Here is a 20,900-nt window from a genome sequence, read left to right as displayed (position 1 = left end):
CAGCCATGACGCGCGTGGAAAATGCTGCGCCTGCGGCACCGGTGCCGGCCAGCACATGGCGGCGTGAAATCCCCGGGCGTCTCATGTTTTCGTTCCCCGCGCTTGTTGGCGAAGTTTGGCACCCCTGAGCCCGTGCATTATTCCTATGGATGGCCCGCTGTCCCTCGTTGACAGCGCGGAGCTACGCCCAAGTGTTACTGCCCGGGACAGGCAGCGCCGGTTTTCACCCAGGCATCGACCAGCGCACCGGCCTGCTTCTGCGTGCCCGGCACGGGGCTGCGGCCTCCGCCCGGGGCCCAAGCCCAACCAACCAGCGTGTCTTCGCCGATATGATGGATGAGTTCCTCGAGCTTGCGCCCGCCGTTGCGTGCGGGGTCTTTGAGTTGCGCGCAGATTTCGGCAATCGTCTTGCCTTCCCACGCCATTTCGCGCGGCGCGAGGTGCCATTCCGGATGGCCCGGCATGCGGGCGGGTTCGAAGTTCGCATGCTTGTGGCAAATCGAGCAGCGCATCGCAGCAAGGCCGTGGCCATCCGGACCGCGCGTCACCGGCGGCTGATGCAACCGACCCTCGTCACCTTGCCGCGGCCGATCGGTTGCGGGATGGCAATTGGTGCAACGCGGATGAGTGAGCACTTTACCCAGCTCGGTAAACATCGCCGCCGACCGCACGTTGGGATCGGTAATTGAGGCGAAGCTTTCCGGGCTTGCAAGCGTGTGCGGCGGCGCGGTTTGGGAAACGGCATAGCCCGCGAACATGCTCGTCGCGACCGCGACCACGGCGGCTGCAAGCTGAAACCGCAGTTCGGATTTCATGTCGCGTTCTCCCGGCCGGTCACTGGTTCGCTGCGAGATAGCGTTTGGAATCCGCCAGGATCACGTCGCGTACGGCCTCGTGATACTTGATGTAGCCGGTGCAGCGGCAGATGTGACCATCGAGCGCCTCGGCTATGGTCGTCTCCAGCTCGGCGCGTTTCACAGGAGCCTTGGCCAGACGCTCCAGCAAGACCTGTCCCTCATTGAGGAAGCCCGCGGTGCAGTAGCCGCACTGGAAGGCGAAGTGCGCGATGAACGCCTTCTGCAGCGCCGAGAGTTCGCCGTCCTTGGCATGTCCTTCGACCGTACGGATGGTCTTGCCGTCAAAGCTTACTGCCGAGGCGACACAGGTCGGGCTGGTGTAACTCGTGCCATCGGGATCATCGACGATCACAGCGCAACTCAGGCACTGCGCGGCACCGCAGCCGAACTTGGTGCCGGTCATGCCGAGATACTCGCGCAGAAAATCGTTCATCGAAAGCTCGTCGCGGACGTCAACCGGTCCATACGCGCGGCCGTTGATCGTCAGGTTCAATTTGGTCACGCCAGAACTCCCTTGAGCAGGCTTGTCGTTACCGGCAGGGATTGGAAGCGGCGGCCGGTGGCGTCGAAGATCGCATTCAGGATCGCAGGCACCACCGGAATCATGACGACTTCCGCCATGCCCTTTGGCGGCTCGTCCGGTGTCAGCGGCGGCAGCATCTCGATTTCGAGGTTATGCAGCGGCAGATCCGATCCGCGCGCGACAAGATACTGCCCTAGATTCCACCGGCCGTTGCCAGGACCGCCTTCGAGGGGCGGCAAAGTCTCGAGCAAGGCATAGCCGACGCCCATCGCAAAACCGCCCTGCGCCTGCCCCATCACCACCTCGGGCACCAGTGCCTTGCCGCATTCGAACACGCTGTAGGCCTTTGCGATGCGCAGCGCACTGGTGGCACGCTCGATCTCGACACGGACCAGCGTACCGCACATCGAGGTATAGGTGGTACCGATCCGGTTGTTGGCGGTCGGCGGAAATTTGACACCGACCCGGTTGATGCGCTCGAACTTGCCGTTGCCCCTGCGCAGCGCCAGGGCATCGATCTCGGCGCGGTATTGTTCGCCAAAAAGGGGAAAGCGGGCACGCGACCATTCCCAGCGGGAGAAGCTGTGCGCCACCGCGCCAGTGACGAAATTCCGCGCATGCGCTTTCGCGGCCAGTGCCGATAGCGGCAACGGCGCAAGACCGGGCATGACGAGTTGCCCGTCCTTCCACTGCGCTTTCGCCCAATCCTTGGCACGAGAATCGTTCGGCGAAAGACGCCAGATGTCCAGCGCGGCCGGCCACAGACCGAAACGGAAGATGACGCGCGCTGCCTCGGCAGCCGATTGGGTGCCGACATGTGCACCGATCGACGCGCTGGTCGCCGAACTGATGGCCGGCACCCAGCGCGGATTTCTCTCCGCGGCGTCCTGCGTCTTCTGGTCCATGGTGTAGGGATCGCCTGATGTGACCAGCCCCAGCGCATCATAGCTATCGACCCGCGCCACCGACACTTCATCGGAAATTGCGCCGAGATGGGTGGCGACGCGGTTCGCAAGCGCCGTGCCGATGCCGTTGCCCATCTCGACGTGGTCGCAATAGATCGTGATTTTGCCGTCGGCAGTAAGCTCGACACGCCCCAACGAGCAATCGGCCCCTGAGCCGTAATCCTTGGTCACACACGCAACGCCGGTGCCGACGAGCATCCCCTGTGGCGCGGCCGATTTGTGCCGCGCGCGCTGCTGCCAGATCGGATGCTTCTCGAGCTTGTCGAGAATTTCCGGCGTGCGGACCGAAACGTTGTAGGGATTGCCGGTCATGGTCCGGCCCTTGGGCGCGAGCGCATTGCGCCGTCGGAATTCAATGGGGTCGAGAGGCAAGGCGGTCGCCACCTCGTCGACCAGCACTTCCAGCGCCGTCATGGTCTGCAGCGTGCCGTAGCCGCGCATCGAGCCCGCGGTCACGCCGCGCGAATGCAGCGCGACCGTAGTCACGTCGACTTTCGGCACATCATAGATGCCGATCGCGGCGGTCGCGCCGACGGTAGCCACGTTGGGTGAAAAATTCGCGAGGCCCCCGCCGTCGAGGACGTGGTCCGCGGCGAAGGCCTGGATCTTGCCGGTCGAGCGCTCGACGCCGATCCGCGACCGCATCTTGAAGGCGTGGCGCTTGATGCCGCCCTGAAACTGCTGGTAGCGATCATGCGCCAGCCGGACCGGACGGCCAGGGAAGAACATCGCCGCCAGCGCGACGTACAGCACGAACGGCGTGTGATCGCGTCCGCCGAACCCGCCACCGACATAGGTGAACTGGGTGTTGATCCGCGCCGGCTTGAACGGTGCGCGCGCGTTGCCGAGCAGATGCGCGATCGAGTCCGCCGCCTCGTAGGGCGACTGCACGCCAAGCACCAGTTCGAGGCTGCCGCTCTTCCTGTCGTACCACGCGAGACCGGATTCCGGCTCGAGAAACATCGGATCGACCGACTGCGTCTCGAACTCGCGGTCCAGCACCAGCAGCTTTGGATTTTTGGCGGCAAGCTCGTCACGGATCTTTTCGCCATGGACCGCTGCCTTGGCATACGAAGCTTCGGTGTCTCTGGCGGCCGGCGACCAAATCGGAAGCGGCGAGTTCTGTGAGCGTCCCGGGCTGACCCAGCCCGCCTGGACCGGCGAATAGACGTCGGGTGCCTCCGGCGTTGCGCCGGCTACGCGCGTAAACCGATAGGCGCCGTAGGCCGGCATCGCGACGGGGCCGGTCTCCTCGCCGAACCGCACAAAAGTACCGTCGCGCAAGGCGAGGCGCGCCTGATCGAACGCATCGAAGGTTTCGAAGATCAACAGCCCGACCGGCTGTCCCAGATAGAGCGGTGTCTTGCCGACTGGGCAGAACAGGTCGCCTTTGTAGAATTCGGGAACGCGCGTGCCGATCCTTTCGAGATCGGCGGCGGTCACCACCACCGATGGCTTGAGCGAACCGCTGAGCCGCGAGAGATCCATTCCGGTGTAGACGTGCGTGGCATCCGAAGTGCGGATGAGCATCGCATGCGACGTGGTCGCTGGCCAACCCGGAAGGTCCGCAGCCCGAAAATCGGAAGCGTACAGCTTCGCGCCGGTAACTTTGGCAACGCCGTCGATCCGGCCCGCGCCATTGGCCGCCGGATTCCAGTTCGTGCGACCCGGAAGCGACGTGCGCGGCGGCAAGCCGGCGGCTTCCGCCACTCCCAGACGCGACAGGCTGAGTGCGATGCCGCTCGCCGACACCCAATTCAGAAACTCGCGCCGCGAGGGTCGCATGCTCTCAGCCTTTTTGCTTGAACTACTTCAGATCGGCGATGGTCGCGGGTCCCTGCCCCGGCGTAACCAATGTCGGCCATTGCTTCGAGCCGAAGGGAACAGCGGGCGGCAGGAACGGCGTCATGCCGCGCTTGCCAGTCTCGGCGATGATGGCGGCGCGTGCATCGCCGCCCATCAGCTCGTAATCCATCAAATGGTAATTGCCGAAGAACAACGCCCCGACTGAGCGGTCGGCGATGATGCGGGTGAGCGACTCCAGCATGTCGGCCGGCGTGGTCGTGAAGGAAATCGTCTCGATCAACAGCAGGCGGCTATTGATGGCGTCGGGACCGAAGAATTGCACCAGCACGCTGAACAGCACGTTGTTCTGGCGTGCGACATAGATCGTGTTGCTTGCGGCATAGGTCTTGTCCCAGTCGGCGCCGAGCTGCGCCTTCCACTCGGCCAGCACTGTCATCCAGTGCGCGACCTGCGTCTGGGCCGCCCAAGCGACGTTCTTGGCCAAGTACGGCGCCTGCTTCTTGCCGAAGGCCTCGAGCGTGCTGAAAGTAATGACGCCCTTGGCGATACATTCGTCCATGAAGGCCAGATTGTTCTGCAGGATGGTGCGGTTGTTGTCGCGCCAGCCCGGCTCCATCGGCGTCGCATCGAGACCGTCCAGCGCCGATTGCATGCGGCTGCGATAGGCCAGCATCGCGCCACGCCAGGACTTGTTGTCGAGGTTATCGACATAGGGGCCGACGACCTGCACCAGCGCCATCGTGCTATGGCTGACTGACTTGAGCAATTGATATACGACAGGCACTTGCGGCGCGTCGATCGGCGCCATACCCGGACGGTAAAGGATCATCCGACCACCCGCGCCCGAGAACAGGCCGAGGATCACTGGATGCTTGCTCAGAATGTTCTTCTGGAAAATCTTTGCTGCATCGCCGTAGAGTTCGAACATGCCGGTGTTGAGCGCCAGCATATCCTTGGTCGCGATCTCAGAGGGCGTAGCGGCGGCTTTGCCCGCAATCGGCGCCATATAGGCCGGAAGGGTCTGGGCACTGGCGACGCTTCCGCCCGAAAACATGATTGCAGCAACGGCCAGACCGGGGCCAATTCTCATGTCGCGTTCCTTGTCACCCTGAAATTGTATGGGCCGAGCGCCGACGAATATCTGATTCTGGGGACTAGCGGTCGGTGCACGGATAGCTAGACTTGGCACAAGGCCGGTAAACGGACCGTTGCAAAGAAGACCAAGTTGGGAGGTCGATATGATGCGCTTGAGAACGGCGCTCGTGCTGACAGCAATTGTTGCGGCGCCGCCGCTTCTGGCTACGCCCGGTCTGGCGCAGGACTATCCCTCGCGGCCGGTGAAGGTCATCGTTCCCTTCGGCGCCGGTGGGCCTGCCGACGTCACCGCCCGGCAGATCGGCAGCATCCTGCAGGAAAGCTTTGGCCAGCCCTTCGTGATCGAGAACCGCACCGGCGCCGGCGGCGTGATCGGCACGCAGGAAGCCGTCAAGTCGCCGCCCGACGGCTATACGTTGCTGATGATGTCGAACACTCAAACGGCGAATGAATCGCTGGTGCCGCAGCGCAAATACGAACTGATGCGCGATCTCGCCCCGATCGCGCCGGTCAACTATTCCGACCTCGTGATCGTGGTTCACCCTTCCGTGCAGGCGAAGACGCTGCAGGAATTCATCGCGCTCGCCAAATCGCAGCCCGGCAAACTGAACTACGCTTCCTCCGGCCAGGGCACGCCCTACCACATGGCCGGCGAGCTGTTCAAAGCCATGGCCGGCATCGACCTTGTCCATGTGCCCTATCGCAACAGCGGCGAAGCGCGCAGCGGCGTGATTGGCGGCCAGGTTCAGATGATGATCGACGCGGTGCCGGCGATGGCCCCTAACGTCGCCGAAAATCAGGTGCGCGCGTTGGCTACGACCGGCAAGGCGCGCTCGACCGTGCTGCCCAACGCGCCGACGGCGATCGAGGCCGGCATTCCTGGCTATGAGGCCACGATCTGGCTCGGCTTGATGGCGCCGGGGGGTACGCCAAAGCCGATCATCGACAAACTCAATGCGGCCGTGAACGACATTGTGAAGCGACCTGACATCGTAAAACTATGGATGCGGCAGGGCGTCGTCCCTATGTCAATGACTGCAGCCGAATTCGACAAATTCCTCCGCGGCGATATCGTGAAATGGGCGGAGGTGGTCAAGAAGTTCGACAAGCCGCCGCAATAAGATACCACCAGAGAAGGCCTGCCCTCGATGCCAAGCGTTCGATTTCGCCTCAATGGCTTCGAGCTGGAAATTGACGCCGATCCCGACCGCTCACTGCTGGATATTCTGCGCGGGCAGCTCGGCGTGACCGGGCCGCATTTCGGCTGCGGCGCCGGCGAGTGTGGCGCCTGCAACGTCATTATCGGCGATCGGGCGGTGTCAGCCTGCGATACGCCGCTCTGGTCGGTGGCGGATAAGGATGTCACAACCATCGAAGGCCTGGGAACGAGCGAGCGGCCACACCCGGTGCAGCGCGCCTTCATCGCTGAGCAGGCGCTGCAATGCGGCTATTGCGTCTCCGGCATCCTGATGAGCGCGGCGGCGCTGCTGAAGCGAAATCCATCGCCGACAAGCCGCGAGGTGAAGGAAGCGCTCGATCGCAACCTCTGCCGCTGCGGGTCGCATAATCGCATGGTGCGGGCGGTGCTGCGCGCGGCGGAAGAAATGGCGGCAGGATGAACCGGCCGGCGCCCGCTCCTTCCCCGCCCGCATTGCCGGCAAGCCTTGCAGCGAACCCGAAACTCTCGTCGTGGCTGAAATTCTCAAGCACCGGACAGGTAGCGATCTCGCCCGGAAAGGTGGAGATCGGACAGGGCATCGTGACGGCGCTGGCGCAGATCGCCGCCGACGAACTCGACGTCGATCTATCTCGCGTGACGATGATCCGCGCATCGACCGCCGTCAGCCCCAACGAGGGCGTCACCTCGGGCAGCCTTTCCATCCAGCAATCCGGCCGCGCACTGCGTCACGCCTGTGCCGAGGTCCGGCAGATCTTTCTTCAGCAGGCCGCCGAACGATTGGGTGTCGGTATCGACGCCCTCCACATCGAAGACGGTACGATTTCCGGCCCCGGCAATGTCAGGACCAGCTACTGGGAGCTCGCCGATGAGGTCTCGCTCGATCGCGACGCCACGCCGGGCGTAACGCCCAAGATCGCAACTAGCCGGACGCTGGCCGGCCATTCGGTCCAGCGGATCGACATTCCGGATAAGGTTCTTGGTCGGCCGCGATTCATCCACGACCGCGCGTTGGCAGGAATGCTGCACGGGCGTGTGCTGCGTCCGGAGCGTGCCCGAGCGAAGCTTAGGGTATTGAACGAGGATGGCGCCCGTGCGGTGGCCGGTCTCGTTGCCATCGTGCGCCACGGCAGTTTTGCAGGGGTCGTCGCCGAAACCGAGCATGGTGCGGAAACGGCCCTCAATGCGTTGCGCAAGAGCGCGATCTGGTCCGCCGGCGAGCCGCTGCCGGACGAAAACGACCTGGCAAATTTTCTCAAAGCGCAACCGTCCGAATCCACCGTTATCGGCAAGAAAACTGCCGCAGCACCCGGCGCGGTGGCGCGGACCATCCGGCGGCAGTATACCCGCCCCTATATTGCGCACGCCTCGATCGCACCCTCCTGTGCCATGGCGCAGTGGGACGGCGATCGCGTTCATGTCTGGACGCACAGCCAGGGCGTCTATCTCCTGCGCGCCGATCTGGCGCTGGTTCTCAAGCTGCCGGTCGAGAACATCACCGTTGAGCATCTGGAAGGCGCGGGCTGCTACGGCCACAACGCCGCCGACGACGTCGCGCTCGATGCCGTACTGCTCGCCAAATCAGCCGGCCGCCGGCCGGTCCGGGTCCAATGGTCGCGCCAGGGCGAGATGTCGGACGCCCCCTTTGGGGCGGCCATGGCAATCGAGATTGAAGCGGATCTTGATGCGCGGGGTGAAATTGTCGACTGGCGACATTCAATCTGGAGCAACGGGCATGCGGCGCGGCCGGGGCGCGCGGCGCAGCCCGCCTTGCTGGCAGCATTCGAACTGGAGAAACCATTTCCACGCATGGTCGCGACCAATCCGCCGCAGGCCAACGGCGGGGGTGGCGATCGCAACTCGATCCCGCTCTATGATTTTCCATCCTGGCACATCGAAAGCCACCGCCTGACAACAATGCCGATCCGGACCTCCGCACTGCGGACGCTTGGTGGGCAGGGCAATGTGTTTGCAATTGAATCCATCCTCGATGAAATCGCAACCGAGCGTGGCGAGGATGCGGTCGCGTTCCGGCTGCGCCACTTGCGGGATGATCGGGCCAAGGACGTCATACGCGCCGCGGCCACGCGCGCGAGGTGGAAGCCCGACAAGCAGCCCGGCATTGGGCACGGTGTAGGCTTTGGCCGCTACAAGAACACCGGCGCCTATTGCGCTGCGATCGCCGAGATCGAGAGCGCCGAGGAGATCAGCGTCAGGAAGCTGACGCTGGCGGTCGATGTCGGCGAAGCGATCAATCCTGACGGCGTCATCAACCAGATCGAGGGCGGCGCCATTCAAGCGACGAGCTGGGTATTGAAAGAGCGCATGCGCTTTGACCGAGAGCGCATCACCAGCACGAGCTGGACGGAATATCCCATCCTGCGCTTCAGTGAAGTGCCCGATGTCGAGGTGGAGATCATCCAGCGGCCTGATATGGATCCAGTCGGCGCCGGCGAGGCTGCCCACGGCCCGGTTACAGCGGCCATTGCCAACGCGGTGTTCGACGCGCTCGGCGTGCGGGTGCGTGATTTGCCCATCACGCGTGACAGGATCATCGCAGCGATGGAATTGAGCTGATGAGCAACCTGAACATCCTGAGCGGCGGCGCGGCACAGGGCCTGGTCGGAAGCCTGGCGCCTGCTTTCAAGGCCCGCACTGGACTCGATATCGCGGGCGAGTTTGGCGCGGTCGGCGTCATGGCCGACAAATTGCGCAAGGGCACGCCGGCTGACATCGTTATCCTGACCGCAGCACTCCTCGCCAAACTGGCGCGGGAGAAGCTGGTTGTTGCCGCCTCGATAGCCGATGTCGGCCTGGTCGAAACTACCCTCGCCGTTCGCGCCGGCGATCCCCAGGCTGTCGCCAAGGATGCCGCCGGCTTGCGCGAGGTTTTGCTGGCCTCCGATGCGATCTTCGTGCCGGACACCCAAGCTTCGACAGCCGGAATTCACGTTGCAAATGTGCTTCAGCAACTCGGTATCGCCGATGAGGTCGCCGCCCGGCTCAGGATTTTCCCGAATGGCGCGACAGCGATGCGCGAACTGGCGGCGTCCAAGGCACGGCGGCCGATCGGGTGCACGCAATCGACCGAGATCATCAGCACCAAAGGCGTAACCTTGTCCGGCTCGCTGCCAGCGGGCTGCGAGCTTGCAACGATGTACACGGCAGGCATCGCCATCGCCGCCGCCCATCCGCAACAAGCCGAGCATCTGATCGAGCTGTTGATCGGTGTGGACCAACACGAACAGCGGACACGCGCCGGCTTCCTCGGCGGCCCCAATTAGCCGCTCCTCACCGGTCCAATCTCTGGGTGATCCTGTGCAGCCGTACGCAGCGCCAAACCGGCGCTGCACAGTTTTTAGTTGTCAATGCCAATTCATATACTAATATATCAATCGAGAAAGCAGCCATGCCCGCTCGCGCATCGAAGAAGACGGATGCAAAGGTTCGCCGAATTGCCGCCGGCACGCGCCGCAGCGGCAGGCCGCGCGCGGCGACGGCAGCGTCCAGGATCTATTCCGATCTTCGGGCCGAACTGGTATCGCTGCAGCGCCGCCCCGGCGAAGCGGTCTCTGAGGCGCAGATCGCGCTCTCCTACGGGGTAAGCCGCACTCCCGTGCGCGAGGCCATCCTCAAGCTATCGGATGAAGGCCTGCTGGAGATCTATCCCCAGTCCGGCATCTTCGTTTCGCGCATTCCGGTGGCAGCACTCCCCGAGGCCATCATCATCCGCAAGGCGTTGGAGGAAACCACCGCGCGGCTCGCCGCGGAACGCGCCACATCGAGCCAGATACTGGCATTGCAGTCGATCCTGGAACGTCAGCGCGAGGCGAGCGCCGCAGGAGACAGCGACACGTTCCATCAGGCCGATGAAATGTTTCATGCTGCAGTGGCCGATGTCGCCGGCTATCCTGGTATCTGGAAATATATCCAGCAAGTGAAGGTTCACGTCGATCGCTATCGACGCCTGACCCTGCCCCAACGCGGGCGGATCGCAAAGGTCATAGTCGAACACGAGGCCGTCCTGACCGCCATCGAGGCACATGACTCGGAGGGCGCAAGGCGGGCAATGGAAATCCACCTCGAAAACCTTCTCGAGAACATCTCGGCTACTCAACATATCAATCCGGAGTACTTCGACGAGCGACCGTAGAGTCTGGAAAGTCCACAAACGATAACAAACGTCAGGAGGGACAACATGAAACGCCGCGACTTCATCAAGTTGAGCGCAGGGCTCGGGGCCACCATGGCGGCCGCGACGCCGCTGTCATCGGCATCTGCCCAAGCCAAAATGGTGCTGAAAGCATCGGACGTGCATCCGTTGGGCTATCCGACGGTCGAAGCCGTCGTCCGAATGGGTAAGAAGCTGGAAACCGCCACCAATGGCAGGCTGACGATCCAGATGTTCCCGTCCATGCAGCTTGGCGGCGAAAAGGAAATGATCGAGCAGGCCCAACTCGGCGCGCTGCAGATCGCCCGTATTTCGGTCGGCGCAGTCGGCCCCGTCGTGGACGACGTCAACGTCTTCAACATGCCGTTCGTCTTCCGTAACTCCAAACATATGGAGAAGGTCATCGACGGCGAGATTGGCGACGAATTGCTGGCGAAGATTTCCGCGAACGAAAAGACCGGCCTGATCGCGCTGTGCTGGATGAACGCCGGCTCGCGCAACGTCTACAACAACAAGCGGCCGATCCGGACCATTGCCGACCTCAAGGGCCTCAAGGTCCGCATGATGGGCAATCCGCTCTTCGTCGACACCATGAATGCGCTCGGCGGCAACGGCGTCGCGCTGGGCTTCGATCAGGTGTTCAGCTCGATGCAGACAGGCGTAGTCGACGGCGCGGAGAACAATCCGCCGTCGTTCATAGCGCAGAACCATTATCAGGTGGCCAAGTATTTCACGATGACCGAGCACCTGATCATTCCGGAACTCCTGGTCTTCTCGCGCATCTCCTGGCAGAAGCTGTCGCCGGAAGATCAGGCCTTGATGAAGAAACTTTCGAAGGAAGCGCAGCAAGAACAGCGCGTGCTCTGGTATGAAGCGGAGAATGCCGCAATCGAAAAAATGAAAGCGGCCGGCACCGAGATCATCACCGACGTCGACAAGAAGCCGTTCCAGGATGCGGTCAAGCCGGTCTGGAATAAGTACGGCGCGAAGTACGCCGCGATGGTTAAGCGAATCGAAGCGGTCCAATAGGCACGCTCGCGAGCGGAGGCTGGCCGGACGGCGTCCGTTGCGGCCCCCTCCGAGCTAGAGGCGATTTGGGACGCCGCTACTCTCCGAGGTCAAAATGTCCAATTCTGCGGCCGGAATTTTCCGGCGTCTGAACGATGCGGTTTACTGGACCGGCGCCGTGGTCGCGTGCGTGGCGCTCGTGCTGGTCTCGGCGGTGATCCCGTGGGCCGTCTACACCCGCTACGTTCTCAACAGCGCTTCATCATGGCCCGAGCCGACGGCCGTGCTGCTCACCGTCGGCATCACCTTCATCGGCTCGGCCAACTGCTATCGCCAGCGCATCCACATGAACATGACCGTTGGTACCAATCTGCTGCCGCCACTGCTGCGCCGCGCCTCCCTATTCCTCAGCGAAATATTGATGGGCGTGATTGCAATCTTCATGGTCATTTGGGGCCTGCGGCTCGTTCGAACCACCTGGGATAATTCGGTGGATGAGTTTCCATGGCTCTCGGTCGGGATCACCTATCTTCCGATCGTGGTCAGCGGCGCCATGATGCTCCTGTTCGTCATCGAACGTCTAACAATTGGCCCGCCGCCGCGGGATGGCGCTGACGCCCACGTACCGGTCGAGTGATTGCCATGGATATCGCCGTTCTGCTTCTCAGCATGTGCTTCTTCTTCGCGATCGGCATGCCCATCGCCTATGCGATGGCGCTATCATCGCTGGTCGGCGCGCTCTGGATCGATTTGCCGATTGGCGCAGTCATGCAGCAGTTGGCCAGCGGCGTCGGCAAGGTCTCGATGCTGACCATCCCCTTCTTCGTGCTGGCCGGCGCCATCATGGCCGAAGGCGGCATGGCCAGACGGCTGGTCGATTTTGCAGCCGTGGTTGTCGGGTTTACCCGCATACGGGGCGGACTTTCTCAGGTTAATATCCTTGCGACCACGATCATGAGCGGCATCTCCGGATCGTCGGTCGCCGATACCTCCGCAATCGGATCGGTGATGATCCCGCAAATGGCGGCGAAGGGCTATCCGCGGGTCTTCGCAACCAACGTGACCATCAGTGCTTCGCTACAGGCGATCATCGTCCCGCCGAGCCATAATTCCGTGATTTATTCGCTGGCGACAGGCGGTGTGGTGTCGATTACCAGCCTTTTCCTTGCCGGCGTGCTCCCTGGCCTACTGCTCGGCTTTTCGCTGATGGTGCTCTGCCTCTTCTACGCCTATCGCGACAAGCATCCCAAGGGGGAGCCTGTGCCGATCCGCCAGGCCGTGAAGATGCTCGGCGATGCCATGTGGGGAATCGTAACTCTGGCCATCGTACTGGGCGGCATCCTGACCGGCGTCTTCACGCCGATCGAGGCGGGCGCGATCGCGTGCGTCTGGGCATTCTTCGTCACCATGTTCATCTATCGCGACTACAAATGGTCTGAACTGCCGCTACTGGTCTACAAGACGCTGCAAACCGTGGCGATGGTTCTGACGCTGGTCGCAACCGCATCGTGCTTCGGCTATGTCGCCGCCCTGATGCAGATGCCAGCGAAAATGACAGAGTTCTTTGTCGCAATCTCCAGCAACAAATACGTGTTGCTGATGTGGTTGAACATCATGCTGCTGGTCCTGGGAACGGCGCTTGATCTTGCGCCACTGGTGCTGATCTGCACCCCTATCCTGCTGCCGGTGGTGAAGAGCTTCGGCATCGATCCCGTGCATTTCGGCATCGTCATGCTGCTTAATCTCGGCATTGGCCTGCTGACGCCGCCGGTAGGGACGACGCTGTTCGTCGGGTGCGCCATCGGCAAGGTTTCGGTCGATGAGGTGATGCGCGGCATCTGGCCGTTCTACTACGTGATGTTTGCGGTGCTGATGATCGTGACCTATGTGCCCTGGCTGTCGCTGGCGCTGCCGAGGATGTTCGGGTTCTAGTTCAGGCGCCGCAGCTCGCGGCGGGGAGTTTTTACGTGAAGATCGTCGACCTCAGCCGAGAGCTCTATCACCGCACGCCAAGCTATCCGGGCCACCCTTCCGTCATGCATGGCGTCTGGAAGACCCACGAAGAATCCTTCGCCGAATCGGGCAATGTGCACGGGCTGGCTTCGATGTTCATCTCCATGGTGGATCACGCCGGCACCCACATCGACGCGCCCCGGCATTTCGGCACGAGCAGCATATCAATCGATGAATATCCGCTGGAGAAATGCATCGTGCCGGGCATCTGCGTCGACCTGCGCCACATTGCACCGCGCGCCGAAATTACGCCTGCCGATCTCAAGGCGGCGGTGGCGAAGGCCGGCGTGCCGGTGCCGAGGGGCGGCACCGTCCTGCTCTGCACCGGTCACCACGAACGGACATTCCCCCACAAGGAATATTCGACCGACAATTCCGGCGTGAACGTCGCCGCCACCGAGTGGCTAGCTGAGCAAGGCGTCGTTCATTTCGGCATAGACTCGATGCGGCCGGGACCCGAGGGCAAGGTGAATGCCCTCGTCCACAAGGCCCTGCCTCGACCTCGACATCACCCACATCGAGAGCCTGTGCAATCTCGAAGTGCTGTTGGGGCTTGGCCAGTTCACCTTCATCGGCCTGCCGATGAAGTGGCGCGGCGGGACAGCGTCGCCGATCCGCGCGGTTGCGGTGTTCAACCTGTAAAGGAAAATGAAAGGCCTATTCGCCCTCGCTTCCGGATCCCGCTTCGGCCAGCTCACGAAGCATCTCGGCATTCAACACAACGATGGCACCATGCTCGAGGCGTACCCAATCGCGGGTCGCCCAGGCGCGCAACTGCTTGTTGATGCTCTCCCGGGTCATGCCAACCATCTCGCTGATCTCCTGCTGGGTGATCGCGATGGTTCGACCCTGCTGTGCAGGTTTGTGTTTTTCGGACAGGCGCAGCAATGCGCTGGCGAGCCGCCCGGGCAAATTCTGCAGGATAATCTGCTCGACCTGATCGCTGGTCCACCGCAACCGCCCGCAGAGCAACTCGATGAACTTCATCGCCAGCCCCGGCTGCTCCTTTACGAAGGGGATGAATTCGCGCCTGTCGATGACGAACAGCTCGCAATTGGAGTTTGCGATGGCGTCGGCCGAGCGAGCCCCGCCGTCGAGCAGTGCGATTTCGCCGAAGATTTCTCCAGGCTCGATAATGTTCAGGATCGCGCTGCGACCATCGGGCGAGGAAATACTCATCTTCACCGTACCCGAAATCACCGCGTAAAGGCTGTTGCCGGGGTCCCCCTTGGAGAACAGCGTGGCGCCCCGCTTCAACGTGGAATGTTTGGCATAGCGGCAGAGCTGCTCGAACGCCTCGGGCTCGAGGTCGGCAAAAAAAGGATGCTTGCGCAGCACCGACAGTTTGCCGTTCGAAAATTCGTGAGCTTCACCCGTCCTTCGTTGAGGCACGACAGTCAAACTCCAGGGAACACGGGATTGCAGCCCTTCCGTAATCAACGCGGGCCAGCTTTTCAACCGGAAAGCATCAAAACGCGTCGATTTGGCGGCCGGAAGGCGAAGACGATGCCGAGCGTTAACGCTCCAATAACCGTGGAACCTGCAACAAGATAGTATAAAAAGTCGAGTCTCGGCGCTGCTGCTGCAGCATCCGCCGGCGAATACGATAGCAACCCGTCGCGTAGAAATAGCCGGATGGCGCCGAGACAACTTTTTCGACATGTGTGAAAGAGACCTGCGATCGATCTTCGAAAACGCCACTCCGAGTCCGATCGCAGCAAAAAATAGTCGCCCCCAGCAAACAAGAAACAAACGTTTACACGACGTGCGCGTGCCTTCTAGGCCAGCGCCAATGCATGTTCCGACCATTTTGTCGTCGTGCCTACGCCGAGGGCGAGTACCATAGAAGAAATAAGAAGCTTATGAAGCTCGACGCAAGCAGCCTAGCGAGCCGGCAGGCAACTAACGAGCGCGCAAGCCTAGCCGTGGGGCACAGCGCTTATCCCCTGATGAACCTTTCCTCGCACACGTCGCACTAACGGCTCGAACTAACTGTCGAGAACCAAGCTGCGCACCGGCCCGAACACGCTCGAGCCGGCGCGATTTGATCAGCCCTTGAGGAGAATACTCATGAAGAAATTGGCGTTACTGGGCGCGGCAGCCCTGCTTTCCGCGGCGGCCGCAGCGCCGGCAGCCGCACAGGAGGTGATCTACAATCCCGGCTACTGTGCACAATTCTATCCGAACGCAAATTGCCAGAACAAGGGACCTAACAGTCCCTACACGGGCGACTACCAGATGCGTAACCAGATTCGCGGAGCTTATGCGTGGGGAGCCGGTCCCTGTGCAATGGGCGCAGACTACTATGTCGGCCGCAACGGCCGCCGTTACGCCTGCTATTGATTACGAATAGGCTGCCGGCGCTGGCGCCGTGGCGCATCGGTCGGCAACTATTCCTTGGCGATTCCCGTTTCCCTGATCACGCGCTCATACTTCGCGAGCCGATCGCCCGTCATGGCGCGCAGCTCTTCCGTTGAACTGCCGCCGGGATTGCAGCCGTCATTTGGGGAAGACGGCGCCCGATCTTCAGCTTATGCAATCGGTCCGGCCGAGGAATGCCGAGCGGCTATAACAGCTTCCCGTCCGGTCCAAAAAACGGGTGCGGGCCGTCGAAAGTGCCTATCGGGACTTGATGGGAAACGACAGTGCCGAATCCCTCGCCCGGAAACCAGCTATGGAGGTGGAAGGCTGGCGGCTCCACCTTGAAGGAAGGCTCACGCAATTCGGCCAGATCGAGATCGACGGCATGATTCGGGGCGGGACAGATCGTAGTCGGCACGCCCGCAAACATGGTCAGCGCCGCACGGTGGACATGTCCGGTTGCGATCAATTGCACGCGGGGATGACGGCGCACGATGGGCGCGAGTTCGCTTGCGTTGACGAGATTCTGACGATCCATGTGCCAAATGCCCGCCTTGAACGGCGGATGGTGCAGGAACAGCAGCGCTGGCCGGTCGGGCGACGAAGCCAGCATCCGGTCAAGCCATTGCAAACTGGGCCCATCGAGTTCGCCATGCGGCTTTTGGTGCACGCTTGAATCCAGCAACAGCAGATCGAGCGCCGCAATCTCGATCTTCTGGTTGAGCGGCCCGGATACGAAGGCATAGGAAGCGGAAGGGAACGCAGCACGCATCAACTCGCGCGAGTCGTGATTGCCGGGAATGCCGGCGAACGAAAGCTTGAGCGGCGCCAGCAGCCGTTTGAGATACTGATACTCCTCGGCTGTCGGCGTATCCGCTAGATCGCCGGAGATCACTACAAAATCGGGCGCGGGGTCGAATTGGTTCAGTACCACAATGCAGCGCTCGAGCGCCTTCGCTGTATCGACCCTGCCATAGGCAAGCGATCCCGGCGGCTTGATATGCAGGTCCGAGATCTGGGCAATATGAACCGGCTTTGACGACATCGACTTTCTCAATTCTCGGACGGCAACAGGCGGACGGCGTCCGGCGAAATCGACAATCCGATCCGTTCGCCGGGCCTGGCTTGAACCGTATTCGGCGCGTCGACGGTGAGCAACCTGTTGGACGCTCCACGGACGACCAGCCGTTGCCTGTCACCAATGAAGCTGACGCTGTCGATGACGCCTGAAAGCGGCGCACTTCCGGCTTCAACCACGCGTATGGTCTCGGGGCGAATCATCGCTACGGCGGCCGGTATATTTGCATCGCCGTCAATCGGCTGCCGCCCGCCCGGCAATACCAGGTAACCATTCTCGATGGCCGCTTCGACGATATTCGCTGCACCAATGAATTCGGCAACAAAGCGACTTTTCGGCGTGAAATAGATCTCGCGTGGCGTGCCGATCTGGGCAATCGTCCCCTTCTCCATCACCACGATACGGTCGCCGAGCTCCATGGCCTCGGACTGGTCGTGCGTCACGTAAATCGTGGTGATGCCGAGCGCGCGCAGCAGGCGATTCAGCTCACCGCGCAGCCGGTCGCGCAGGGCGGCATCGAGTGCCGTCAGCGGTTCGTCGAGCAACAGGATGCCCGGCCGGATCGCTACCGCGCGCGCCAGCGCCACGCGCTGCCGCTGGCCGCCTGAAAGCTGGTCGATGCGTCGGTTCTCCAGCCCGGAGATATTGGTCAGCGCCACCAGTTCGGCAATGCGCGCCGCCCGCTCCTTTTCCGATACGCCGCGGATCTTCAACCCATAGCCGATATTATCGCACACGGTCATATTGGGGAAAAGCGCATAGGACTGAAACACCATGCCGACGTTGCGCCGCTCGATCGGCACCGCCGTGATGTCCTTGCCGTCGAACAGTACCCTTCCGCCGGTATCGGGCACTTCGAGCCCCGCGATGATGCGAAGCATGGTGGTCTTGCCGCAACCGGAGGGGCCGAGCAGCACCAGCGTTTCACCACGGGCAATCTCGAGCGTTGCGGGTTCGAGGGCACGGGTACCGTCAGCAAACGTTTTGCCGCAGGCCTCGATATGCACCGAGGCGCCGTGTCCGGCCTGCGCACTCATCGCTTCTGTTCCTTCTCGGCAAACAATTGCATGGCGACCAGCAACGGAATGATCATCACGAAGAAAATCAACGTATAGGCCGAGGCCACTTCCAGCCGCATCGAGGCATAGCTGTCAGCGAGCCCGATCGGCAACGTCTTGGTCAATGGCGTGTGCAGCATCCAGGTCAGGTTGAATTCACCGAGCGACAGCGTCACCACCATCAGGCTGCCCGCCAATATACCGGGCAGAGCATTGGGGACGATCACGTCGCGGAAGCGCCGCCACGGCGATGCGCCTAGCGATGCCGCGCCCTCGTCCAGCGTCTTGATGTCGACCGTCGCGAACACGGCCATGACCGATCGCACCATAAAGGGCATGGTAAAGATGACATGCCCTACGAGAATGAATAGCCAGGAGCGACGAAAATCGCCGAAGCCCCCGTAGGTCAGGAGCAGAGCAAGCGCGATGGCAAGGCCAGGGATCGCCAGTGGCAAGGTGATGATCTCCTCGACGATCCGCGCCAGGCGCCCTCCCCGCACATGCAGGGCGTAGGCGGCCGGAACGCCCGCCGCGAGCGTTACCGCAAGAGTGGCAAATGCGACCACGAATGAAAGCAGGATGGTCCCGGCATAGAGCTCCCACACCTGCACGACCCATTGCAGGGTTACGCCGGACTGGATGCCGCGAAAATAGTTCACGGTGACACCGGCGGAGATCGACAGGATCGCGGGCACTACCAGAAATCCGGCCACCAGCAGGGTGAAGATGAACTGGCCGGTGAAAATCAGGCGATCGCGCATGGTCTCATCCGGCTGCCGCAACAGCGCTTCCGCTGAAGGAACGGGCAAGCGCGAGAATGAACCAGGTGACGATGCCAAGCCCGACGGACAACGCGGCCGAGATAGAGAAATTCGCAGCGAGCGTGAATTCGGTATAAATCAGCATCGGCAGCACGTCGATATTCGTTGCCAGTGTAAACGCCGTTCCGAACGCCCCCATCGCGGTCGCAAACGCAATGGCGCCGGAGGCAACGAAGGCCGGTGCCAGCGCCGGCAGAACGACATCGCGCTGCACGGCCCAGGGGCTCGCGCCAAGCGAACGCGCGGCTTCTTCGAGGCCAGTATCAAGTTTCTGCACCGCGGCCATGATGGTGAGGATGACGCGCGGGATGGAGAAATAAAGATATCCGAGAAACAGTCCGTAGATCGAGTAGGCGAAGACCAGCTTCTCGCCAAACACGCGGTTGGAAAAATCGCCGATCAGCCCTTGCCTCCCCGCAAGCAGAATGATCATGAAGCCGACCACCACACCGGGAAAAGCCAGTGGAAAGGTCAGCATCGCGATCAGGACAGAGCGGCCGGGAAAACGATGCCGCTGCAGGAACATCCCCGCAATCGTCGCAACGATAAGGGTCACGACGGTGGTCGCGGCGGCGAGCAGGACCGTGTTGATGAGGGTCGCGCGGTAACGCGGCTCGGTCAGGATCGCGAGATATCCCGCGAGCCCCTGCGGTCCGCCTGCCCCGGTTACAACGAGCCGCGCCATTGGCAACAAGAAAAATGCAACTGTCGCCACCGTAAGCGGCAGCAGGCACAACCAGACGAAAGTCCTATGTGACATCAGATGATAGCGCCCCGGCGAGAGGCGCCATATTGCCTCAGCGAACCTCGGCGAGATAGCGGTCGACAAAGCCTTTTTGCATGTTTTCCATCTGGCCCCAGTCGACGTTCTTGGCGCGCGCATACTCGCTGTCAGGCAGGAATTTCTTCTTTACCGCCTCGGGCAGGTCGATCGGCCGCGCGGGGCGGAGGTAGGCGTTGGTCCAGATCGCCTGCCCCTTGTCGGACAACAGATAGTCCAGCACCTTCTTGGCCTTGTCCTTGTGGGGCGCGCCCTTGACGAGGCCGACGACGTAAGGAAACACCACCGTTCCCTCGCAAGGAATTACGAATTCAAAGTTGCCCTTTTCAGAGTATTTCGCACGATAGGCGTTGAAATCGTAGTCGAATAGAATCGGCATCTCGCCCGAGACAACGCGGGCGTAGGAAGTCTGCTTGGGAACGATCGGGTCGTTCTTCCGCAAGTCCTTGAAGAAATTGATCGCGGGATCGAAGTTCGCTTCGGAACCGCCGAGCGCCAGATTGATCGCGACCGCACCGACATACCCGACCGCGGCCGACGACGGATCGAGATAACCGACCATGCCTTTATAGTCGGGCTTCAGTAGATCTTTCCAGCAGGCCGGCACCGGCTTGCCGCCGAGCGCGTCCTTGTTCACGAACAGGCCAAGCGTGCCGGAATGAATCGTGGTCCAGTTGCCGTCGGCATCCTTCAGGCCGGCAGGCACCTGATCCCATTTCGCCGGCTTGTAAGGCTCCAGCGCATCCTGTGCCTTGGCTTTCATGCCAAAGGTCACGCCGAAATAACCGATATCGCCGACTGGATTGTTTTTCTCGGCGAGGATCTGAGCCAGCGCCTGACCGGAATTCTTGTTGTCGTGCGGGATATCGTAGTTGAGATCGGCTTTGATGGCCTTGAGCATGGAAGCCCAATCCGCCCATTCCGGCGGACAATTGTAGCAGATGACGTCGGCCGCTTTGGCGGACTGCCAGGGCGCGATCAGCGACAGCGCGAGCAAGGCAAGAACAAAACGGACGGTCTTCATGGGGCGCTCCAGTTTAGGGCGGCAATTGACGATCTCATCACCAGCCGGTGTGCAGTATAGGCCTCGTATGAAGGTTTTGCGACACAGCATTTTTACTGCGCAGCAAACCTACGCGACGCTAGCATTCTGCAATTTCGTTGGCCGGCGATTTCCGTAGCATCC

General features: G+C 61.8%; 20 protein-coding genes and 1 pseudogene. 11 read left to right on the top strand and 10 right to left on the bottom strand.

The window, feature by feature from the left end; translation table 11 throughout:
- Nucleotides 1-194: 194 nt before the first annotated feature.
- From LMTR13_RS10480 to LMTR13_RS10465, 4 genes are read right to left on the bottom strand one after another with little or no spacing between them, the layout of a single operon-like run.
- A complete protein-coding gene (locus tag LMTR13_RS10480; RefSeq protein ID WP_065727804.1) occupies nt 195-815 on the bottom strand; it encodes an Isoquinoline 1-oxidoreductase subunit in 621 nt (206 codons plus the stop codon).
- 19 nt (nt 816-834) lie between these two features.
- On the bottom strand, nt 835-1,359 hold the full coding sequence (locus tag LMTR13_RS10475; protein ID WP_065727803.1) for a (2Fe-2S)-binding protein: 525 nt from the start codon (nt 1,357-1,359) through the stop codon (nt 835-837).
- Nucleotides 1,356-4,130 carry a xanthine dehydrogenase family protein molybdopterin-binding subunit gene (locus LMTR13_RS10470; RefSeq protein ID WP_065727802.1) on the bottom strand — a complete coding sequence of 925 codons (2,775 nt, stop codon included), beginning with the start codon at nt 4,128-4,130 and terminating at the stop codon, nt 1,356-1,358. The genes LMTR13_RS10475 and LMTR13_RS10470 overlap by 4 nt, the downstream gene beginning before the upstream one ends.
- A gap of 22 nt (nt 4,131-4,152) precedes the next feature.
- Nucleotides 4,153-5,241 carry a hypothetical protein gene (locus LMTR13_RS10465; RefSeq protein WP_065727801.1) on the bottom strand — a complete coding sequence of 363 codons (1,089 nt, stop codon included), beginning with the start codon at nt 5,239-5,241 and terminating at the stop codon, nt 4,153-4,155.
- 148 nt (nt 5,242-5,389) lie between these two features.
- On the opposite strand from LMTR13_RS10465, the gene LMTR13_RS10460 reads away from it, so the two are divergent.
- The 10 genes and pseudogenes from LMTR13_RS10460 to LMTR13_RS40535 all read left to right on the top strand — a co-directional run bounded on the left by LMTR13_RS10460 (nt 5,390) and on the right by LMTR13_RS40535 (nt 14,257).
- Nucleotides 5,390-6,367, top strand: coding sequence for a Bug family tripartite tricarboxylate transporter substrate binding protein (locus LMTR13_RS10460; RefSeq protein ID WP_065727800.1), 978 nt, complete (start codon nt 5,390-5,392; stop codon nt 6,365-6,367).
- 27 nt (nt 6,368-6,394) lie between these two features.
- A complete protein-coding gene (locus LMTR13_RS10455) occupies nt 6,395-6,865 on the top strand; it encodes a (2Fe-2S)-binding protein (RefSeq protein ID WP_065727799.1) in 471 nt (156 codons plus the stop codon).
- Complete coding sequence (locus LMTR13_RS10450) at nt 6,862-9,000, top strand: xanthine dehydrogenase family protein molybdopterin-binding subunit (RefSeq protein WP_065727798.1); 2,139 nt, start codon at nt 6,862-6,864, stop codon at nt 8,998-9,000. The genes LMTR13_RS10455 and LMTR13_RS10450 overlap by 4 nt, the downstream gene beginning before the upstream one ends.
- The gene (locus tag LMTR13_RS10445) at nt 9,000-9,707 is read left to right on the top strand and encodes a molybdate ABC transporter substrate-binding protein (protein ID WP_065727797.1); all 708 of its coding nucleotides are present in this window, start codon (nt 9,000-9,002) and stop codon (nt 9,705-9,707) included. The genes LMTR13_RS10450 and LMTR13_RS10445 overlap by 1 nt, the downstream gene beginning before the upstream one ends.
- Nucleotides 9,708-9,832: 125 nt before the next feature.
- A complete protein-coding gene (locus LMTR13_RS10440; RefSeq protein WP_065727796.1) occupies nt 9,833-10,576 on the top strand; it encodes a GntR family transcriptional regulator in 744 nt (247 codons plus the stop codon).
- Between the two features lie 45 nt (nt 10,577-10,621).
- Entirely contained in the window at nt 10,622-11,623 is a 1,002-nt protein-coding gene (locus tag LMTR13_RS10435) for a TRAP transporter substrate-binding protein (protein ID WP_065727795.1), read from the top strand.
- 94 nt (nt 11,624-11,717) lie between these two features.
- The gene (locus LMTR13_RS10430; RefSeq protein ID WP_065727794.1) at nt 11,718-12,239 is read left to right on the top strand and encodes a TRAP transporter small permease; all 522 of its coding nucleotides are present in this window, start codon (nt 11,718-11,720) and stop codon (nt 12,237-12,239) included.
- Nucleotides 12,240-12,244: 5 nt separating this feature from the next.
- Nucleotides 12,245-13,534: a TRAP transporter large permease gene (locus LMTR13_RS10425; RefSeq protein ID WP_065727793.1), complete on the top strand. Its 1,290-nt coding sequence runs from the start codon at nt 12,245-12,247 to the stop codon at nt 13,532-13,534.
- 104 nt (nt 13,535-13,638) lie between these two features.
- A pseudogene (locus LMTR13_RS43640) lies at nt 13,639-14,001 on the top strand (cyclase family protein); the annotation flags it as partial.
- A gap of 85 nt (nt 14,002-14,086) precedes the next feature.
- Nucleotides 14,087-14,257, top strand: coding sequence for a cyclase family protein (locus tag LMTR13_RS40535; RefSeq protein WP_156795545.1), 171 nt, complete (start codon nt 14,087-14,089; stop codon nt 14,255-14,257).
- 15 nt (nt 14,258-14,272) lie between these two features.
- On the opposite strand, the gene LMTR13_RS10410 is transcribed toward LMTR13_RS40535, so the two are convergent.
- Entirely contained in the window at nt 14,273-15,007 is a 735-nt protein-coding gene (locus LMTR13_RS10410) for a Crp/Fnr family transcriptional regulator (RefSeq protein ID WP_065727790.1), read from the bottom strand.
- A gap of 678 nt (nt 15,008-15,685) precedes the next feature.
- On the opposite strand from LMTR13_RS10410, the gene LMTR13_RS10405 reads away from it, so the two are divergent.
- Nucleotides 15,686-15,958 (top strand): hypothetical protein, encoded by a 273-nt coding sequence (locus tag LMTR13_RS10405; RefSeq protein ID WP_065727789.1) that lies wholly within the window; start codon nt 15,686-15,688, stop codon nt 15,956-15,958.
- 223 nt (nt 15,959-16,181) lie between these two features.
- Here LMTR13_RS10405 and LMTR13_RS10400 read toward each other — a convergent pair whose 3' ends face one another.
- The 5 genes from LMTR13_RS10400 to LMTR13_RS10380 are packed head-to-tail and all read right to left on the bottom strand — an operon-like array spanning nt 16,182 to nt 20,738.
- Nucleotides 16,182-17,021 carry a phosphodiesterase gene (locus LMTR13_RS10400; RefSeq protein WP_065727788.1) on the bottom strand — a complete coding sequence of 280 codons (840 nt, stop codon included), beginning with the start codon at nt 17,019-17,021 and terminating at the stop codon, nt 16,182-16,184.
- A gap of 8 nt (nt 17,022-17,029) precedes the next feature.
- Nucleotides 17,030-18,091: an ABC transporter ATP-binding protein gene (locus LMTR13_RS10395; protein WP_065727787.1), complete on the bottom strand. Its 1,062-nt coding sequence runs from the start codon at nt 18,089-18,091 to the stop codon at nt 17,030-17,032.
- On the bottom strand, nt 18,088-18,873 hold the full coding sequence (locus LMTR13_RS10390; RefSeq protein ID WP_065732586.1) for an ABC transporter permease: 786 nt from the start codon (nt 18,871-18,873) through the stop codon (nt 18,088-18,090). Before LMTR13_RS10390 ends, LMTR13_RS10395 begins: the two co-directional genes overlap by 4 nt.
- A gap of 4 nt (nt 18,874-18,877) precedes the next feature.
- The gene (locus tag LMTR13_RS10385) at nt 18,878-19,693 is read right to left on the bottom strand and encodes an ABC transporter permease (protein WP_065727786.1); all 816 of its coding nucleotides are present in this window, start codon (nt 19,691-19,693) and stop codon (nt 18,878-18,880) included.
- A gap of 37 nt (nt 19,694-19,730) precedes the next feature.
- Nucleotides 19,731-20,738: an ABC transporter substrate-binding protein gene (locus tag LMTR13_RS10380; RefSeq protein ID WP_065727785.1), complete on the bottom strand. Its 1,008-nt coding sequence runs from the start codon at nt 20,736-20,738 to the stop codon at nt 19,731-19,733.
- Nucleotides 20,739-20,900 lie beyond the last annotated feature (162 nt).

Origin of the sequence: Bradyrhizobium icense (genome assembly GCF_001693385.1) — a bacterium.
Taxonomy (GTDB): Bacteria; Pseudomonadota; Alphaproteobacteria; order Rhizobiales; family Xanthobacteraceae; genus Bradyrhizobium; species Bradyrhizobium icense.
Note: the sequence above shows the minus strand (reverse complement) of the source record. Positions and strands in the feature narration are given on the sequence as shown.

Bases quoted from the DNA above. Each gene is read 5' to 3' on its own strand.
- LMTR13_RS10435 (WP_065727795.1), top strand. From the start codon at position 10,622: ATGAAACGCCGCGACTTCATCAAGTTGAGCGCAGGGCTCGGGGCCACC.
- LMTR13_RS10400 (WP_065727788.1), bottom strand. From the start codon at position 17,021: ATGTCGTCAAAGCCGGTTCATATTGCCCAGATCTCGGACCTGCATATC.
- LMTR13_RS10445 (WP_065727797.1), top strand. From the start codon at position 9,000: ATGAGCAACCTGAACATCCTGAGCGGCGGCGCGGCACAGGGCCTGGTC.
- LMTR13_RS10385 (WP_065727786.1), bottom strand. From the start codon at position 19,693: ATGTCACATAGGACTTTCGTCTGGTTGTGCCTGCTGCCGCTTACGGTG.
- LMTR13_RS10450 (WP_065727798.1), top strand. From the start codon at position 6,862: ATGAACCGGCCGGCGCCCGCTCCTTCCCCGCCCGCATTGCCGGCAAGC.
- LMTR13_RS10455 (WP_065727799.1), top strand. From the start codon at position 6,395: ATGCCAAGCGTTCGATTTCGCCTCAATGGCTTCGAGCTGGAAATTGAC.
- LMTR13_RS10460 (WP_065727800.1), top strand. From the start codon at position 5,390: ATGATGCGCTTGAGAACGGCGCTCGTGCTGACAGCAATTGTTGCGGCG.
- LMTR13_RS10405 (WP_065727789.1), top strand. From the start codon at position 15,686: ATGAAGAAATTGGCGTTACTGGGCGCGGCAGCCCTGCTTTCCGCGGCG.
- LMTR13_RS40535 (WP_156795545.1), top strand. From the start codon at position 14,087: ATGCCCTCGTCCACAAGGCCCTGCCTCGACCTCGACATCACCCACATC.
- LMTR13_RS10480 (WP_065727804.1), bottom strand. From the start codon at position 815: ATGAAATCCGAACTGCGGTTTCAGCTTGCAGCCGCCGTGGTCGCGGTC.
- LMTR13_RS10395 (WP_065727787.1), bottom strand. From the start codon at position 18,091: ATGAGTGCGCAGGCCGGACACGGCGCCTCGGTGCATATCGAGGCCTGC.
- LMTR13_RS10430 (WP_065727794.1), top strand. From the start codon at position 11,718: ATGTCCAATTCTGCGGCCGGAATTTTCCGGCGTCTGAACGATGCGGTT.
- LMTR13_RS10470 (WP_065727802.1), bottom strand. From the start codon at position 4,130: ATGCGACCCTCGCGGCGCGAGTTTCTGAATTGGGTGTCGGCGAGCGGC.
- LMTR13_RS10380 (WP_065727785.1), bottom strand. From the start codon at position 20,738: ATGAAGACCGTCCGTTTTGTTCTTGCCTTGCTCGCGCTGTCGCTGATC.
- LMTR13_RS10390 (WP_065732586.1), bottom strand. From the start codon at position 18,873: ATGCGCGATCGCCTGATTTTCACCGGCCAGTTCATCTTCACCCTGCTG.
- LMTR13_RS10425 (WP_065727793.1), top strand. From the start codon at position 12,245: ATGGATATCGCCGTTCTGCTTCTCAGCATGTGCTTCTTCTTCGCGATC.
- LMTR13_RS10440 (WP_065727796.1), top strand. From the start codon at position 9,833: ATGCCCGCTCGCGCATCGAAGAAGACGGATGCAAAGGTTCGCCGAATT.
- LMTR13_RS10465 (WP_065727801.1), bottom strand. From the start codon at position 5,241: ATGAGAATTGGCCCCGGTCTGGCCGTTGCTGCAATCATGTTTTCGGGC.